Annotated in this window: 12 protein-coding genes; all 12 read right to left on the bottom strand. The window is 43.0% G+C overall.

What is annotated here, in order from left to right; all coding sequences use genetic code 11:
• Positions 1-5: 5 nt before the first annotated feature.
• A complete protein-coding gene (locus DW005_RS14385) occupies positions 6-7,538 on the bottom strand; it encodes a helicase-related protein (RefSeq protein ID WP_117477951.1) in 7,533 nt (2,510 codons plus the stop codon).
• A 14-nt stretch (positions 7,539-7,552) separates the two neighbouring features.
• On the bottom strand, positions 7,553-7,921 hold the full coding sequence (locus DW005_RS01970) for a hypothetical protein (RefSeq protein WP_117477950.1): 369 nt from the start codon (positions 7,919-7,921) through the stop codon (positions 7,553-7,555).
• Positions 7,918-8,136: a DpnD/PcfM family protein gene (locus DW005_RS01965; RefSeq protein ID WP_117477949.1), complete on the bottom strand. Its 219-nt coding sequence runs from the start codon at positions 8,134-8,136 to the stop codon at positions 7,918-7,920. The genes DW005_RS01970 and DW005_RS01965 overlap by 4 nt, the downstream gene beginning before the upstream one ends.
• A 27-nt stretch (positions 8,137-8,163) precedes the next feature.
• A complete protein-coding gene (locus tag DW005_RS01960) occupies positions 8,164-9,060 on the bottom strand; it encodes a hypothetical protein (RefSeq protein ID WP_008395327.1) in 897 nt (298 codons plus the stop codon).
• 50 nt (positions 9,061-9,110) lie between these two features.
• Positions 9,111-11,042 carry an NlpC/P60 family protein gene (locus tag DW005_RS01955; protein WP_347461335.1) on the bottom strand — a complete coding sequence of 644 codons (1,932 nt, stop codon included), beginning with the start codon at positions 11,040-11,042 and terminating at the stop codon, positions 9,111-9,113.
• 84 nt (positions 11,043-11,126) lie between these two features.
• Positions 11,127-13,508 (bottom strand): VirB4-like conjugal transfer ATPase, CD1110 family, encoded by a 2,382-nt coding sequence (locus DW005_RS01950; protein WP_117477948.1) that lies wholly within the window; start codon positions 13,506-13,508, stop codon positions 11,127-11,129.
• Positions 13,509-13,598: 90 nt separating this feature from the next.
• The gene (locus DW005_RS01945) at positions 13,599-14,111 is read right to left on the bottom strand and encodes a PrgI family protein (RefSeq protein ID WP_117477947.1); all 513 of its coding nucleotides are present in this window, start codon (positions 14,109-14,111) and stop codon (positions 13,599-13,601) included.
• 12 nt (positions 14,112-14,123) lie between these two features.
• Positions 14,124-14,534 (bottom strand): DUF4313 domain-containing protein, encoded by a 411-nt coding sequence (locus DW005_RS01940; RefSeq protein ID WP_117477946.1) that lies wholly within the window; start codon positions 14,532-14,534, stop codon positions 14,124-14,126.
• Between the two features lie 12 nt (positions 14,535-14,546).
• Entirely contained in the window at positions 14,547-15,389 is an 843-nt protein-coding gene (locus tag DW005_RS01935; RefSeq protein ID WP_117477945.1) for a hypothetical protein, read from the bottom strand.
• A 53-nt stretch (positions 15,390-15,442) separates the two neighbouring features.
• Positions 15,443-15,829: an electron transporter RnfA gene (locus DW005_RS01930; protein WP_117477944.1), complete on the bottom strand. Its 387-nt coding sequence runs from the start codon at positions 15,827-15,829 to the stop codon at positions 15,443-15,445.
• Positions 15,830-16,121: 292 nt separating this feature from the next.
• Positions 16,122-16,334, bottom strand: a complete 213-nt coding sequence (locus DW005_RS13730) for a PF20097 family protein (RefSeq protein ID WP_022313298.1) — start codon at positions 16,332-16,334, stop codon at positions 16,122-16,124.
• Positions 16,335-16,503: 169 nt separating this feature from the next.
• Positions 16,504-17,220, bottom strand: coding sequence for an L-2-amino-thiazoline-4-carboxylic acid hydrolase (locus DW005_RS01920; RefSeq protein ID WP_117477943.1), 717 nt, complete (start codon positions 17,218-17,220; stop codon positions 16,504-16,506).
• Positions 17,221-17,302 lie beyond the last annotated feature (82 nt).

Below are 17,302 nucleotides of genomic sequence, written 5' to 3'. Positions count from 1 at the left end.
CTCTCCTATCGTGTTCTGCCCTCTCTGTCGGCTGGATAAGCACCTTTATCCTCTGCTACAATTGCTGCAGATTCCATTCTGTCATCAGCTTCTCTTTCTTCCTCCGGTCCGCTCAGGTCTGCATCCACAGCCTTTGCGTTCTCAAGGTCAAGCTGGGCATTCAGTTTACACTGCCTAGCCAGCTTTTCTTCCAGTTCCTTGCTGTACGCAAATGGCTTGTCATACTCTGCCTTTGATGCTTCAAGGTCATTCTGGTACTGCTCAATCTTCTTTTCAAAGAAATCAATGTTCTCATGGAGTCCATTGAACAGGTTTTCCAGCTTCACCATGCTGCCGACAGGACTTGTGGAAAGCTCTGCTTTATACTCTGTCTTTCCACGAAGCACCATATAATTGATGCCAAGGAAGTTCTTTTCCACAAGCAGCTCAAATCCGTGGAATTTACCGATTACAGTTGTCTCTCCGGTCTTACATTTACTGATTGCTTCAAGCATCATCGTTCCGCCATCCACACGCTCTGTGTAAGTTACTTTGCCTATGGTAATGGCAAATTCCGGATTATCAATCAGCTCTTTATCCCTTGCCTTTACATCCTCTCTTACATTGGCAAGCTTTTCTGTTGCTGTCTTAATCAGCTTCGGATACTTAATCATAAAGTTATCCTGCAAGCCATATCTCTGATTGTCATAGGATGCCTTTAAGAGCTTTAATCTCTGGACATCATTGTCAATCTCCATCTTTTCCTTGATTAAAGGATTGCCTGTGGCAACCGCTTTAATCTCTGCATAGGAAAGTGTTGCCTCGTCGATATCCTCACAGCTTCGGCTTACAGCCTTGCTTGTCATGACCTGACTGATGAATCGCTGCTTATTTTCAACAAGCGACCAGTTGTATGCATCAAATGTCCCTTTGGTGACATATCTGTAGATTGCCACCTCTTCATTTTCATTACCCTGTCGTATGCCTCGTCCTTCCCTCTGTTCAATAGAAGAAGGCTTCCAAGGGCAATCCACATGATGCATTGCAACAAGGTGTGTCTGCACATTGACACCTGTTCCACACTTGTCCGTTGAACCGATAAGAACCTTCTTTTTACCTGTCCTCATCTCCTTAAAAAGTGCGTCCCTTTGTGCATCCGTCTTGGCATCATGAATAAAAGCTATCTCATCTGCCGGAATACCATACTGGATCAGTGTTTCTTTCAGATAATCGTAGATGGTAAAGTCCTTATCTGGTCCCGGTGTGCCGATGTCCGAAAAAATAAGCTGGCAGCCTATATGACCATCAGCATTTCCTTTCTCATATTCTTTCCATACATTCTCCGCTACCTTATTGAGTTTTCCATCCGGATTGTTCGGCGCATCCTTATCAATCAGTCTGGCATCCGTTCCAAGAAGTCTTGCCTCATGGGTAATCTTTAGAAAGTTATCCACGCTTGGATCAACTCCACCGCCTCTGATACGCTCTGCCCTCACAACAAAGTCTTCCATGACCTGCTTCACATACCAGTCAGGCTCCGACTCCACTATAATAGGCTTGCCGCCACGGAGAGCTGGCACATCAAGGTCAAGCATGTCTGCGGTCTGCACATCTGCTACCTCACGGAAGATATTCATAAGCTCCGGCAGATTCGTAAACTTATTAAATCTGCTCTTAAAACGAAATCCGCTTCCCTCTACAGTAAGCTCAAGTGCTGTTGTCACTTCACCAAAGTTTGCTGCCCAAGAATCAAAGTGATAAATCCCCATCTCTTCAAGTGCCGCTTTCTGTAAGTAAAGCTGCATGACATACATCTCACACATCGTATTGCTGATCGGTGTACCTGTCGCAAACACAATGCCTCTGCCATCATTTATCTCTGATAGGTACTGGCATTTAAGCTGCATATCCGTTGACTTTTTCGCTCCACTGCTGCTGATACCGGACACATTATTCATCTTGGAAAATATAGCAAGGTTCTTAAAATTATGTGCTTCGTCTACCATAATAGAGTCCACACCAAGCTCCTCAAAGGTTATAAGGTCATCCTTTCTGCTTTCATCAGATAGTGATTTAAGCTGCTCCTCCAGCTTTTTCTTCTGGCTTTCCATCTGTTTTACAGTCCATCTCTCCCCGTTACGCTCTTTCATCTCATCAATCGCATAGCTGATTTCATCAATCTGCTCGTTAAGCATTCTCTCCTTTCTCTCTGCTGAGATTGGAATTTTCTCAAACTGCGAGTGCGACATGATAATGCAGTCAAAGTCACCTGTCGCAATCCTTGATACGAACTGCTTTCTGCGACTCTTTTCAAAATCACGCTCTGTGGCAACTAAGATATTTGCTGACGGATACAGCCTTAAAAACTCTGATGCCGTCTGACCGATAAGCGGCTTTGGAACAACCATTATCGTCTTATTGGCAAGTCCGAGTCTCTTCTGCTCCATACAGGCAGCCATCATCTCAAAGGACTTTCCGGCACCGACACAGTGTGCAAGCAGTGTGTTTCCTCCGAGAAGGATTCTAGCCACCGCATTCTTCTGATGAGGCTTTAGCTCAATCGCCGGATTCATTCCCGGAAACTGTAAGTGGCTTCCGTCATACTCACGTAGGCGGATGTTATTGAATGTCTCGTTGTAATACTCCACATATTTCTGTCTTCGCTCCGGCTCTGCAAACAGCCATTCCTTGAACTTCTCCTTGATCATGTTCTGTTTTTCCCTTGCAAGCATTGTCTCATTCTTATTGACTTCGTAATGATATTTGCCATCACCGTCATCAATCCTGTCCCTTACTGTTACAGTTTTAAGATTCAGCGTATCCTCAAAAATAGAATAAGCATCCATGCGGCTTGTACCATAAGTCTTAGTAGCTGCCACTGAATGCTTATCCATGCTCTTATTCTCGATGAACCATTCCATACTCATCTTATTTAAGTGTACCTGAATGCCTGTATTGTAAAACTGGCTTCTGACTGCCCTTGCTCTTCTTGGTGTATTGAGAAGCTCATAGATAAACTGCTCATAATCAAGCGGCTCAATCCATGTCGTACCAATCTTTACATCAATATCTGAAGCTTCAATCCACTCCGGCTGCACCTTTTCCAGTGCTGCCACATTGCCTGCAAATCTTTCTGCCTGCGGATTGTCTGTATCAGCTGCCATAGCCTTTGCTACACGGAGCTTGTCTCTCACATTGCCGGAAAGATACTCGTCTGCTGTCTCCCAGCCGATATCAGGATTGTTCTCGTTGTAACGTTCGGGATTAAGGAAAATCAGTCCATCCAGTTCTTCCACAAGAACTGCCCTTCTAAGCTCTGCCAAAGCATCATCACTAAATGTTATCTCATCCACTGTCTGCCCGGACTTTTCTGCAAGCTCTTCCTTTGCATTAGTAATATCCGGCTCATAGATAGAGAGCATATAGGCAAGATTCACATATCCAAATTCATTGACGGATACATTTAATGCTTCAACAGCCGTCTCCACTCTGTCTATGACAGTCTTTGCCTTAATCGTCTGCTTATAAAACATATCCGCTTTTTTCACCTCCCCGTCTTCATTTACTTCCTCAAGACTGCAAAGAAGCGGGTAATCGCTGTCATCCCTGAAAGCTATTCTGTTTGCTTTTGAAGTAATGGCTCCATACTGCTTTACAAAAGCATCATATTTTACATTAAGAAGTCTCTGTTTATCAGAAAGCTCCTCCTCGCTGCAGCCATCCATCTGGATATCAATCAGCTCTCTTGTTATCTGTCTGATTTCATCAAGGCTTCGGATTCGCTCCTCGGCAGTCTGTGATACTTCTTTTCTTACCATCTCGGAATTTTCCCTGTAATAGAGCTTTCCTTCAAAAAATGTGTAAGTGTAGTTTCTCACATCCGGATCAGCCGGGATAACTTCCTCCGTCTGCTCCGCCTCATCTGCCACTCTCTCAAAATCTGTCATCTGTGCTTTGATATTACCGATAGCTTTGTTTAATGCTTCATACATATTGAAGTTCTCATCATCATTCACACAGACTGTATATCTGCTGTCCTGTCCGTAAATCCTTGTGTCATACTCCATAACCCCAAGCATCATTTCCGGATGCTCTGCAAAATAAGAGTTGACTGCAATGCCATTCCCAGTTACACCAAGGTGTACCCAGTCAGGCTCAATATCAATTTTTCGCTCTCTCTTCTGCAAAAACAGGATATCTGCTGTCACTTCGGTTCCTGCATTATCTTTAAATGCAGTATTCGGAAGTCTTACTGCTCCCACAAGCTCTGCCCTTTCAGCCAGATACTTTCGGATAGTAGGATTTGCCTTATCAAGTGTTCCCTTTGTGGTGATTACTGCAACCATGCCTCCCGGTCTTACCTGGTCAAGTGCTTTTGCAAGGAAATAATCGTGGATACGGAAGTTATACTTGTTGTACTTCGGATCAAATACCTTATAATCCCCAAATGGCACATTTCCGACAACCACATCAAAAAAGTTATCCGGATATGTGGTATTCTCAAATCCTGTGATACTGATATTGGCATTCTGATAAAGCTGCTTTGCAATTCTTCCTGAAATGCTGTCAAGCTCCACTCCATACAGCTTTGCTTCATGCATTGTTTCCGGCATACTTCCAAAGAAGTTACCGATACCCATGGATGGCTCTAATACATTGCCGCCTCTGAAACCAAACTGGACAAGTGCCGAATTCATGCACATGGCTATCTCCGGTGAAGTGTAAAAGGCGTTATTTACTGTTGCCCTTGCCGCACTGTATTCCTCATCAGATAAAAGTTCTTTAAGCTCTGCATACTCTTTGCTCCAGCCTGCGTTTTCCTCATCAAATGCCTGTGACAGTCCGCCCCATCCGACAAACTTCGACAGAACTTTCTGCTCCCCCGGTGTGGCAAGCCTGTTTTCTGATTCAATCTGCTTTAGAGTGCGGATTGCATCCATATTCCACTGGTATCTGGTCTTAGCTCCGCCTTTTTCCATTTCCCAGAGGTTGTAGTGGAAGTTGTGTTTTTTCTGTACTGCATCATCTGAAACCACATGTCCATTCTCATCAATCTTGGTTTCCCAGCCATTCGCTATTGCTCTTTCCCTGGTTTCAAGACGATTGGCTTTTACACTATCCTCGATATCAAAGAATCTCTTATAGACCGGATTCATCTTATCCCTGTCAGCCTTCTGTTTTGTCTCCTGATAATACTTCTTCTGGTCTTCTCCGCAGTAAAATGGCTGTTTTACCATATAGGATAAAATCTCGTATAACTCACGCCAGTCGAGTGCACCTTCCTTACGCACACCATTCCTGTTCTTATAGCTGATCTTCACATAACCGCTTCTGATTGAGTACTCCACAAGACCATACTTATTGTTGGAATATGCCTTTCTTTCTGCATTATCTGTCCCTAATGCAATATCCCTGATAAGGTCAAGTTTATTTGGCATAAATGCAAAATCAGACTGCACCACATCCATAAGGAATGCCCTAAACGGAGTGTAGCAGCTGCAATCTGTTACAAGAATCTCCGCCGCATCACGCAGGTCTTCATCAAGCTCCTCAATACGCTTGGCATAATCAATCGGTGTAATATACTTAAGCTCTGATGGATCTTTTTCAGATGTTTCAGCTTCTATCTCGGCACCATATTCTGCCTGTGTTACCATGCGGTCTTCATCGGCAGCTTCCTGTGGTGTCATGCCTTTTGCACTTACATAATCTCTGTTAGAAGCATAGCTCTCCGGCTCATCCGGTATTGCATAATCATCAATCTCTGATTCTGCCCCTTCCGGTTCCACTTCCCGGTATTCGGCATCAATGACCTCATCATCCTCACGGAGTCCGTCCATCGCAAGCTCATCAATACGAGGTGTCTCAGGCTGGTATTCCCCTGTAAGAATAAGTACACCAAGCTCTTTTTCGATATCTTTCCACGAAACATATCCTTCAACCTCTCCATCCTCATCTCGCCACTGAAAACGCAGTCCATTCCCATGAAATGTGTCATATCCGTGCAGTCCTAGTCCGTCAACCGGCCAGCCTGCACCTCCCTGACCATATTCTGCTTTGATACGCTTTGCTCTGGTTCCTGCATCAATCTCTGTTTCAAAAATCTTGCATACCCTGCCCTTACCACCGATAAAACCTGTACCTCTCATAAGCACCTGTTTGATATACTCACTTGGTACTGTTGCAGACTTTTTGGGATTCAGGTAATTGTATTTACCTGCTAATGCAGCTTTTCTGTCCTGCTCGAACTGACGCATAAACTGATTATTGTTTTCGTCCTCAGTATGAATGGTGCCAATGCTTGCCTGCCCGTTCTGGTCGAAAAAAAAGGAAGCCTGTGTATATTCGGCTTCCTTACTAACACCCAATGAATTGATTTCATCAAGTTCCCTATTCAGTTCTGTATCATCAGATTCTAGTGGAATCGCATCACTATCTGATTCAGTACCACTTCCTCTGCCTGCATCTTCGCCTGCTCTCTTATCTTCCACATCTCCATTGTCGATGACGGATTCTGTGGCTTGTGCTTTGCCAGATACTGCATCTCTAACTGGTCGTACAGCTGATTCGCTTCCGCCTCTACCGCTGACATCTTCTCGTACATCTTCCCGAATCTCATCAGCGTCTTGTATCTTGCCGGCTCGTTCTCCTTTAGATAGTTCATCGCCATCCTTCCGTATTTGCCCAGCTTCGTGAGATCCTCCATCTCGTCCGGCATCTCTATCTGCGGATAAAGCAGTCCATCCACTTCCTTGTAAGTCATTTCTTCTAACATATCCAATTCTCCTTTCGCTCTCGATTGCCTTTAAGTTACGACTAAATTCTCTAAGAACACTACAGGAGACATCGCATACAATGGAACCAAGACGGTAAATGATCTCTTCGTCTTTGATATTTACGATCTGACTAAAATCCTGTTCTTGCACAGATAAGTCAAATCCGCATCTCGTCCCTACAGCATACATGACACTTGCATATACAAGCTGCTCCATGTCCATTTCCTGCTGTAAGCCATTGCGTTTCTTACTTTCTTCCTTTATCACACTACCTGATAGCTGCATAAGCTCGGTCATTCGGTCTCCGAACTCTTCTTTTATTATAAACCAAACATCTGTTCCTGTAAACTGTTTTAATATATTTTTTAGAGACTCCCTGTCGCTGTTATCGTACTGCTCAATCTGACCTTCTGACACAAGAAAATCCACATAATCTTTAAGATTTTCTCCCTCAAGGTCCCATGTCAACTTAACATTCTTCCCTCCGGTATCACTGATATCAAAGATATACCTCATGCGTGGATTCAGTGCCCTTGACGGGAAGATGGCGCAGCCTTTCGCACCACGCTTTACATATCTTCCCACCTTTTTCCAGGTATCATAATCTGCCATGAGTGTGCTTTTTTCCGGAGGTCTCTGAGCTGTTACCATAACGATATTGTCAAATTCATAGCGGTATAACTGACCTGCGACCTTTAACACATCCTTCCAGTTCTTTTCTGATCTTGTGATGTTACCAATTTCAGAATCGTATATCGCTTTGACCTTCATATCAACGCCCATACCTTTGTCCTCCTCTACTTAAACATCTCTGCAAACAATCCCTTAAATAGCTTTAACTCATCCTTATCCAGCTCGATTGCAAATTTATTGTCGATTGCCTGTTTTTCGCATTTATCCTTTTTCTTTGCAATCTTACGCACCACACGAAGAAGCACATAGCACTCCTTGGACTTTGCAATGCTCTGTTTAAAGGTCAGCTCATCCTCATCGACTGACTTCTGTGTCTGATAGATAATCTCTTTTAACTTATCATTGATACCATCTACTTCCTCAAGGGAAATAATAACGGATGCCTTAGAAGCACCCGATCTGTCCCACTCCTTATGAAGTTCCTTTACTAAAAACTCCATGTTCTTAATTACTGTTGTTGAATCACTTTTCATCTTGCTTTTCCTCCGTTTTTTTTTAATGAAGAAGGGAGCTGACCTTCGCTGATAGGTGCAAAATCAACTCCCTTCATGTCCTCTGCTCCAAGGACTATCTGCTCTGCATAATACATATCCATTGCCTTATTGATGGCATCGTCAAGCGACTCTGCCTTTACTTTCTGTACTCGTGAAAGCACTTCTTTTATCTCAACATCAAATTCCTGTTCCATATGATATCGCCTCCTGTAAAAATCTCATCACCGGCTCTTTTCTTCCTTTACCTGTCTTTCCTTAAAGCCTTCATCGTACTTTCCATCTTCCAGCCTGTCGTAAAAACAATCCTCTTCAATCGTTCCAAAATCCTCATACATTTGGTGAAGGAAGTCATTCTGCAGCTTCTTCGGTACATCATCATCCTTTGACATATCCTGATAAAAATAGAACTTCTGCTTTAGCTTTGCCCTGTAATCATAGATATCCTCTATCTTTTCCGGTGTGCCATACTCCCTCTTGTATGCCTTGAAATTTGTAGTTGAAAGTGTGGAACCTAGATAAATGCCGTGCTCCCACGATACCCCGATTGTGGTATTGTCCTTTGTAGGCTTCTCATCCTTCGGATAACGCTTATACTCTGTCGCACCAAGGGCGATTGTAAGGGAACCTGACTTCATATCCATCACCACAAGATTCCTTGGTGATAATGCTTCAAGCACCATGTAATCATGGTCATTGAAGTTATGGAATGTCTGTCCCCTTTCAAATGAGCGGTTCTCCATTTCATAATGCAGGTTAAAATCATCCACCCAGCCCTTATCGGTCATTCCAATCTCCTTAAGCTTTGCAACACATTCAGAAGAACTGGCTTCTTTATCAAACCGAAATTTTTTGGAATCGTTATAAAATCCCTGAAGAAAATGTCCCAGCTGAATATCATCCAGACAGAATCTCGCAGATACAGTTACATTTGCTGCCCTGTAATACTCTGTGAAGTTATCTGCTTCACCAAGTGTCCTTCCAAGCTGCAACAGATGGTCTGCAAGCTCTGACATGTCATCAATTGCTATAAAACTCTTATAATCATCCAGAGTCATCAGCATATTTATCTCTGTTCCCCTGTCGTTTTCTGTTACCAGTATCATATCTTTTAAATCCATTCTTACCTCCAGTCTCAGAGAGGGACTATGCCCTCTCAGCAAATTTTCTGTTATGGTCTTCCAATCACAACAATCTTTCCTGTGCTTGCCACATCCCTGTAGACCACACCAAGACTTTCATTAAGTGCCTCTACCACCTTGCCATTTCCGACATATACTGCCACATGGCTGATGTTCTTATATCTTCCGTTGCTTGTAAAACTGTAGAAGATAAGGTCTCCCGGCTGTAACTCATCAAAGGAGACTGTCTTTCCGGCTTCATCCAGTCCCTGTGCCTCCGCTGCCGCTGTGGTTGCACCGCCGTAACTAATATCCACGCCTGCATCCTTCCATGAATAATAGGCTAAGGAGCTGCAGTCATAATAGTTACCGCTGTCTCTTAAATCCTGACTATAAGGGAAGCCAACTCTGTGAAGTGCATAGGAGCAGACTGTTTTCTGCCTGCTGTCTGTAATTCCGTTTAGGATGGCATTGATTTCATCCTCAGTCATGGAGCTTACTCCAGGACTTCCGCCTCCGCCGCCACTTCCGCTTCCGGCATATCCAAGCTGTCCCATAAACTCCGGACTCATGATCTGCTCAAGCATTTCCACCTGATCAGAATTAAATCCATAGACCGAAATCATATCCCTGTACGATTTTAGTGTGACATTCACATACAGAACCGACTTTGTGACAGTAGTTACACTGCCGTCTGCATCCGTTTCTTCCACATCCTTTGTTCCGGTGCTTGTGGTGTATGAACACATATCATTTACAACTGCCTGCAGCCAGCCTTTTGAAGTATCATTCATGACTGTTGCTGTATCTCCGACACCATGCTTGACCATATAGACTGCCATGATGTCATAGTAATTGCTTGGGTTTTCTTCCATACCTTCATAATCCACATATACAAGCTCTCCAAGGTCATATCCGGTATGCTCATTCACTTTCGTATTAACATCCCGGTTAAACTCCTGCACATAAGCACTCGTTACTGTCTGCACGGTATCTCCTGATTCAAGTGGTGGCAGAAATAAAGCAAATGGAGAATTGTAAAGGATTGCTATCACCGCTATAACCGGAACCGCAATCATGGCAACTACAAGAACAAGTAATAAAAGCACCAATCCGATAATCGGTGCAGCTGCCTTTACCCAGGTAATCGCTTTTCGCACAATCAGATCCTTTACCAGCTTTGCCACGCTGTCTGTCTGATTCTCCTGTGTTTTCATCTTATCCAGAAAGAATTTTATCTTTCTGCTCCGGTTGGTCATCTTTTCATCCTTGACCTCTATGGACACACCTGCAGCATATCCGGCTGCCATGCCGATTGCCGTGCCTGCTCCCGGTGCAACCGCTGTTCCTGCCGCTGTAGCAGCTGCCTTTGTAGCAGTTTTTGTTGCAACCTTGGCAGTAGTCTTGGCTGTTTCTTTTGCTGTCTCTTTAGCTACAGTCTTTGCAGTATCTTTGGCAGCTTTCTTTGCTGTCTTTTTTGCCAGCTTCTTTCCTGCATCTACCTTCTTGATACGCTTCCTTGCCTCGGCTGCCGCCTTTTTCCTGAAAAGTGCTGCACCCTTAGAAACAGTTCCGGTAACAGGTCGGCTTGCTTCATATGCAAGATATGCTGCCTGCGATACCTCCTGCCCGCCTTCCACCTGCTCTGTTACTGCTCCGGCTGCAAGTGTACCTGTTCTTCCTGCTATGTGAAGATTGGTGTTCTTGGTCTTGATGGAAGTGTTTGATTCTCTATAGTTTCGCTTAAATCTTGATAGTCCCCTATTCTTCGGCTCTGACTGATGAATGGTACTCTTGCGATAGGACTTCTTTTTATCATCAGATACCTTTGCACTGATAGTCTTAGGATCTCTTTCTACTGTATAGATGTTGCTGCCTTTTATCTTGGCTCCCTTTGGCTCGTGGGCATGAATCTTGGCTTTCTCCTTGGTGTGAATGACCATCGGTTTGTCATCCACTTTCTTTATCTTCAATGTTCTCACCTTCTTTCACTCAATATGCAAAACAGCCACCCAGCTTCCCGGATGGCTATGCTTTGAGGTCGCAAATTGCGACCTCTATCAACATTATTCGACATTATTCTGCATTTCACGTTTCTTCTGTTCTGCAATCTTCTCATGAATATTGGTGTTATACAGTCTGTAAAGGTCTGTATCCTTACTAATCTGATTATCAAACGGAATCACCACAGAGCCACACTTGATAAGTCCCATTCCCGATGCAGTATTGGTTACGAATCGAAGTTGTGCCTCTGATACCCCGATAACTTCCGCCATCTTGGAACTGTCCGTGTTTGCCTGCTTTAAAAGTGCCACAAACTCTGAGTTTGCAAGCATTGTGGTTGCTGTGTAATTTTGCAACAGATCGACTACATTCTGCGTGATACCAGTACAAAGACCTCCCTGCTTTCTTACTTTCTTCCAGAGCTGCTGTAAATATTTTGCAGAATACTCGGAATTAAGCAGGACATGGAACTCATCAATATAGAGCCATGTTGCCTTGCCTCTCTTACCATTCTCAACAATCCTGTTCTGAATGGACTCCATCATAACAAGCATTGTGATTGGACTAAGCTCTGTACCCAAGTCCCTGATGCCATATACTGTGAATCTGTTATCCACATCCACATTTGTCTGATGATTGAAGATGTTAAGTGAACCATTTACGAAAAGCTCTAGTGACAATGCAATGTCCTTTGCCTCATCCTCCGGTTGTGCCATAAGGATATCGTAAAAATCACTCATTACCGGGATATACTTCTCTTTACTCCTTGCAATGTCGATATACAGCTTTCTCACACAGCGGTCAATGATTGACTTCTGTCTTGAATTTAAGCTGTCCCCGATACACTGCTCACAAAGACCAAGCATGAACTCGCCCTTTTCTCTTACCATTCCTTTGGAATCATTCGGATCAAGGCTCCATACATCCATCTCCAGCGGATTCACATAGTTATCCGTGTAGGTAGACATATTTACCACTGTTCCGCCATAGGTCTCAGCAATATCAAAGTATTCGTTCATTGGATCTATAACGATTATTTCATCATCTCCCGACAAGAATACGCTGCCCATTTCCATCTTGCAGAAGAATGATTTACCGGAACCCGGCACTCCGAAAACGAATCCATTTCCGTTTATCAGCTTCTTTCTATTGCCGATATTCACATTCTTGCTGATCTGGTTGATGCCATAGTAATTGCCTGTGCTATCATTAAGCTCCTGCACATTGAATGGCATAAGCACCGCAAGTGACTGGGTAAGAAGTGTACGCATTGTCTCCACCTGCCTTACACCAATCGGAAGTGCTGTGTTGAGAGCTTCCCTCTGCTTTAAGTAGTGTGTATCAATCGTGCAGCTGTTACGCTTTCCGATAGTCTCCACAGTCTCACATACACTCTCAAGCTCCTTCTTGCTTTCTGCCATAAGAATAATGGTTACTCCCACGAAGAAAAGGCACTGGTCATTCTCACGGACGTCATCCATGATTTCCTCAATTTCTTTTTTCTCCGTTCTCTTGGCATATGAAATTTCCGTAGAAAAATCGTTATTCTTATTACGAACTCTCTGCTGCTTGATAATATCCGACTCAATACCAAGGTATTTTTTCTGAAGCACCTTTGTGGTCAGATCCTTTGGAACCGGCACCACATCAATACTCGTGATAGAATGAACCGGAAGGGAAGTAATCTCATTGATGAATCTGTCTGATAAACTGCTCGGATACTTTTTAATAAAAAGTGCCTTGCAGAATTTACTCTCATCCTCAAAATGGTCCGGGAAATATTTCACCATCCCATTGCACAGATCATTTCTAAAATCTGCCCCGACCTTCTTTGCCTTTTTGATATCAAAATCAAAACTGCCCTCATCTCCAAGGTGATAATAGTCATAGAGCACTTTCAGTCTCTCGTTTCCATTAAGCGGCACAATCTCTGCCCCAAGCTCAATGAAAGCCTTGTGTATCGTTGCCTCAAGTGTTGCAAACTGTGCCTTTGCCTCCTCGAAGTTCTTTCTCTCAATCGTGATCGTCAGATATCTCTCCTGCTCAATCCCCTGTCTGCCCTCAATAATCTTCTCCTCAATGATGTCATTGTAAATTCTTCTGTAATTATTGAAGCCATCGTTTTTCTCAGCAATCAGAACCTTATCACGGAGTTCATCCATGTTTTTGTTCTTATTGTTGATCGTAATCTTATAATTACAGTCCAGCGAATTTAAGAACTTACAATATCTCTCGAAAATACCGATCTGCTCATCCTCGGTTGCTGTCGTGTAATTGATGTCCTGAAAGCGGTAGCATTTGGAATACTTATTTTTGCTCACTTCAAAAATGCCGTTTTCAGCCACCGCCATAATCTCTATGGTTTCCTGAATGGATTTAGGTGTCTTATACAAAGGCTCGCTCGCCTTTTTCAGTAACTTAAATCCGTCTGTAAATAAACCCATGTCTCTAACCTCGCTTTCTTATAATGAAAGCCCGCCGGGAACTTCACCCTGCGGGCTGCGTTCCCGACCTTTCGGTCAGATACTTTTTATCTAATGCATCGCCTTATATGCTGCAATGCCTGCTACTGCTGCAATAATTACTGCAACAAGACCAAGCAGCATATTTCTTGTCTTTTTCTTCATTGCTTCAAACTCCTCCTGCTTCTTTACAGCCGAATCAGCTGTTACAGTCTCCGGTTCAGCCTTTCTGCCTTTCTTCTTTACCTGTTCATTCTGCTCTGCTTCTAACTGCTTTATTGCAGGCTCTCCCTCTGTTGATACATAGATAAGTGCCTTGTTTCCAAACATAAAATGCAGTTTCTTTCCCATATACTCGTAGAAATTCATCCCATTAAAGGAATAGAAACCGCCAAGTGCAATCGGTGCCACACAGGGAATTGCCACATAAGCAGAACCCGTAAGACCGATATACTTGTAAAGAAGAAGGACGATACCGCCACCGACCACTACGCTTGCAATGGAAAATATAAGCTGCCTTGCAGTAAGTCCCATCGCAACCGATTCCTGATAGCGGTCTATATCCTTGTTTACTTCGATTACCATTGTCCCTGCCTCCTATCTTGATAAATCCTTTGTTTCCGGCTTTCTTGTCATTCCAATATTCGCCTCATACTTATCCATTCCATCCGGACACAGTTCCCTAAGCTTATCTACATTGAACAGATAAAGTGGATATTCGCAGAAACCGCTCCTTTGCGTGAATCCTGTAAACTCTCCAATGTCATTGTCTGTAATAAACTTTTCAATATCCGGCATGTCATTCACATTCAGATATCCGCAGTAATTTGGTGCTGCAACCGGCAAATTCACAGTCACATCCCCAAAAGGCTCCTCATATCCATCTTCATTACACATAAGACCAATAAACATTGCCCTGTTATTCATATACTGCTGGATATCAAATGTCACCTGCGTTTCTCCGGTTATACTTGAATTATAAGTAACCTGTTTCTTTTCATTATCCATTTCTGCCTCCTTCTATAATCCAAATGCCTTGCTAGTAAGTGTCTGTGCACCCTTCACGCTTCCAACAGTCATTGCTATCGTAAATGTCATTTCACACAGATATATAAGTGTCTGTGCCCAGTCAGCATAACTTCCTGTAAATGCCGGAAGTCCTGCATTGATAAATGCATTACATACCACAATCGCAAGTGCCATCGTTACTGCCTCAAACACACACGAAAGAAAATATTTGCAGTAGGTAGCCATTGTATGACTGACCATTCTGTTTCCTGCCATTGTGGAGCATGCAATCGCACCAAGCGGCACAATAATCAGTATCTTTAAGAACCTGAAATACACTGTGTAAATGATAAAGAATCCACAGATAATAATGATGATTGCAAGCAAAGCTGTAAGTATCAGCATTACCAGACTCTCACCAAATCCGAGTCCCTTAATGATGTCTGCCTGTGTACTGTCAATGGCAAGCTGCGTCGTTGTCCCGGCAGATATAAGTCCCACCAGATTTCCTATGGAAGTAAAAAATGCTTTCATAATCGTGACATTATTTGCAACAAACCATTCTGCAAGTCCCAGTCGGATAAGCATACGCAAGATTGATTCAAACCTCATCTCATCTTTTACATCTATGCTTTCCGAGCAGAAACCGATAACAAAGAACAGCACAACAAGGGAAGAGCCGACCGCTACAAAGAGCGGCTCAATACCCTCAATGACTGCCCAGGGACCTCCGCCCTTGAAACTGACCGGTGACTGTCCAAGCATTGCAAAGACCAGGGATATCTGATTGTTCCAAAACCCAAACACCGCCTCAAGAAGTGCAAGGATCTTGTCTCCAAGCTTAAAAATATCCATACTTGTTATTCACCTCTTTCCTTTTACTAAAAGGGGAACTCTTTTTCCCCATCTTAGAAGCCTAAGAATGTCAGAACTGTTGAAATACCAGCCATCATGACACCTGCCACAATTCCTTTCAGAGCGGAATTCATTGTAGATGAATCCTGCTGCTGGTAGGCTTGTGCGAACTCCATAACATTCTTTGCAAGAATGATGACACCAACTGCACCAATGACTGCAATGATAAGTGTCTTTAAGTTCTCAAGCGGCTGTGTTACTGCGGAAGTACCTGTACCTGCTGCAAAACAAGTAGTGCTCATAAGCATTACTCCCATAAGTGCTCCGGATACTGCCGGAACCATTCTCTTCTTAAAATGAATGAATCTCTGCTTCATGCCTTTTCCCTCCAAATCTTTGTTTTCTGCATTATTAGTTACTGTAATCTGTTCTTTTCTCATGATTAAAAATCTCCTTTTTCTTGATGTGTGACAGATATGGAAAAAGCCAGAAAGGAATGTACACATTCCAATCCGGCTGATTTCCGAATGGAATATATACATTCCTCTCTGTCCTTGTTTTTACTATATGATTATCAGGCAATGCCTGTTGTAATGATTAATCGGGCTTTCCCCGATGCGTTGTGCTTCAACCACCTCCTTATATGGCATGAAAAAAGCACTCTAACCTGTTATTGGCTAAAGTGCTTGTAATCCTGTTATTAAATTATTTATGAGTCAGACAAACTTGAAGTTATCTATTCGCATAATCAATCAAAATCTTTTTGCAACTACTGCAACGATAAGCTTCACAATGAGGGATTCCGCCTGAACCTTTACTCAATTCCAGATCGTCCGATTTTTTAATGCGAAAAACTTTTGTCAGATTATCAACTGCAAAAGTAATGTCTCGTGAGCTCATTAGGTATCCTCTTATCATTTCTTCACCACAATATGGACATTTCATTCTGCTTTACCTCCTATAAATTCCACAAGGCTGATAACAGCAGCTAAGAAGTACTGACAGCCGTTCCTGAGATTCACAAGAGCTGATAGATAGGAATGGTTTTCCTGTTTATAGGATTGCAAGGCTCATGGAAAACCTAGGACGGCTGAGATTAAAATGTGGGAGTTAGCTATTTGTAACCATTCCCCTGCGTGAACACCGGTGGATCATAGTCCATCGGTTTGGCAGAAAGTTTCAACTTGAAATCACAATAATCACCATCATCAAAGCAGGTATGCTCTCTGTACAGTGGGGCACCCAGAATACCGAACATGACATAATCCAGATTACAGATGTAAGGCATGTATTCTTCATATCCGTATTTTTTTGCAAAATCCGCTAGCGGACAAACGAGGTTGTGATAACTGAAATCATACCCCTTTTCTGGTGGAATCTGTGTCTGTGTCTCGAAACTTCCGGGATTCTGCGCAGCGTTTAATGCATTCTTCCTATCCTTTTTTAGGAACATTTTTGTAAGAAATCGGGGATTAGTAAAGATTTTACCCATGATGTTCCGTAAAAAAGACGGAATCTTTGTAAACTGACGCTCATAAATCAGAATCATCAGGTGACCGCTCTGCGCTGTCGTAACACCATATTTTTTTAATACTTCACCCATGCTCACAAACATGTAAGCTCCGATAAGGTTCTTTGTTCCGCTGGCAGCATCTCCGCCAATGTAAGGGAATCTTTCTAACATCTCCGCCTGATAGTTTGTCCAAATTTCTTGAATGAGGGTATCATAAGACTGCCCAGTAAGCGACTCTAGTTCATAGCTGATATAATTCATGTAAGAATTTAAAGTTTTATGCCATTTTTTTAGATTTTTTTGGTAATATCCGTGCATACATTTTCTCCTATATTATCGCAATTGGCCTGTTTCCTTTATAAAAATTCCGATTTGTAAGTTTCTTTAATCTCGCATAGGC

The organism is Clostridium sp. AF36-4 (genome assembly GCF_003435975.1).
GTDB lineage: Bacteria > Bacillota > Clostridia > Lachnospirales > Lachnospiraceae > Eubacterium_F.
The sequence above is the reverse complement of the archived record's forward strand: the minus strand, read 5'-3'. Positions and strand labels throughout refer to the sequence as shown.

What these genes read in the sequence shown, in the direction of transcription:
- DW005_RS01940 (WP_117477946.1), bottom strand. Translation starts at nt 14,534, where the DNA reads ATGGATAATGAAAAGAAACAGGTTACTTATAATTCAAGTATAACCGGA.
- DW005_RS01960 (WP_008395327.1), bottom strand. Translation starts at nt 9,060, where the DNA reads ATGGATTTAAAAGATATGATACTGGTAACAGAAAACGACAGGGGAACA.
- DW005_RS01920 (WP_117477943.1), bottom strand. Translation starts at nt 17,220, where the DNA reads ATGCACGGATATTACCAAAAAAATCTAAAAAAATGGCATAAAACTTTA.
- DW005_RS13730 (WP_022313298.1), bottom strand. Translation starts at nt 16,334, where the DNA reads ATGAAATGTCCATATTGTGGTGAAGAAATGATAAGAGGATACCTAATG.
- DW005_RS01935 (WP_117477945.1), bottom strand. Translation starts at nt 15,389, where the DNA reads ATGGATATTTTTAAGCTTGGAGACAAGATCCTTGCACTTCTTGAGGCG.
- DW005_RS01945 (WP_117477947.1), bottom strand. Translation starts at nt 14,111, where the DNA reads ATGGTAATCGAAGTAAACAAGGATATAGACCGCTATCAGGAATCGGTT.
- DW005_RS01930 (WP_117477944.1), bottom strand. Translation starts at nt 15,829, where the DNA reads ATGAGAAAAGAACAGATTACAGTAACTAATAATGCAGAAAACAAAGAT.
- DW005_RS01965 (WP_117477949.1), bottom strand. Translation starts at nt 8,136, where the DNA reads ATGGAACAGGAATTTGATGTTGAGATAAAAGAAGTGCTTTCACGAGTA.
- DW005_RS14385 (WP_117477951.1), bottom strand. Translation starts at nt 7,538, where the DNA reads ATGGGCGTTGATATGAAGGTCAAAGCGATATACGATTCTGAAATTGGT.
- DW005_RS01970 (WP_117477950.1), bottom strand. Translation starts at nt 7,921, where the DNA reads ATGAAAAGTGATTCAACAACAGTAATTAAGAACATGGAGTTTTTAGTA.
- DW005_RS01950 (WP_117477948.1), bottom strand. Translation starts at nt 13,508, where the DNA reads ATGGGTTTATTTACAGACGGATTTAAGTTACTGAAAAAGGCGAGCGAG.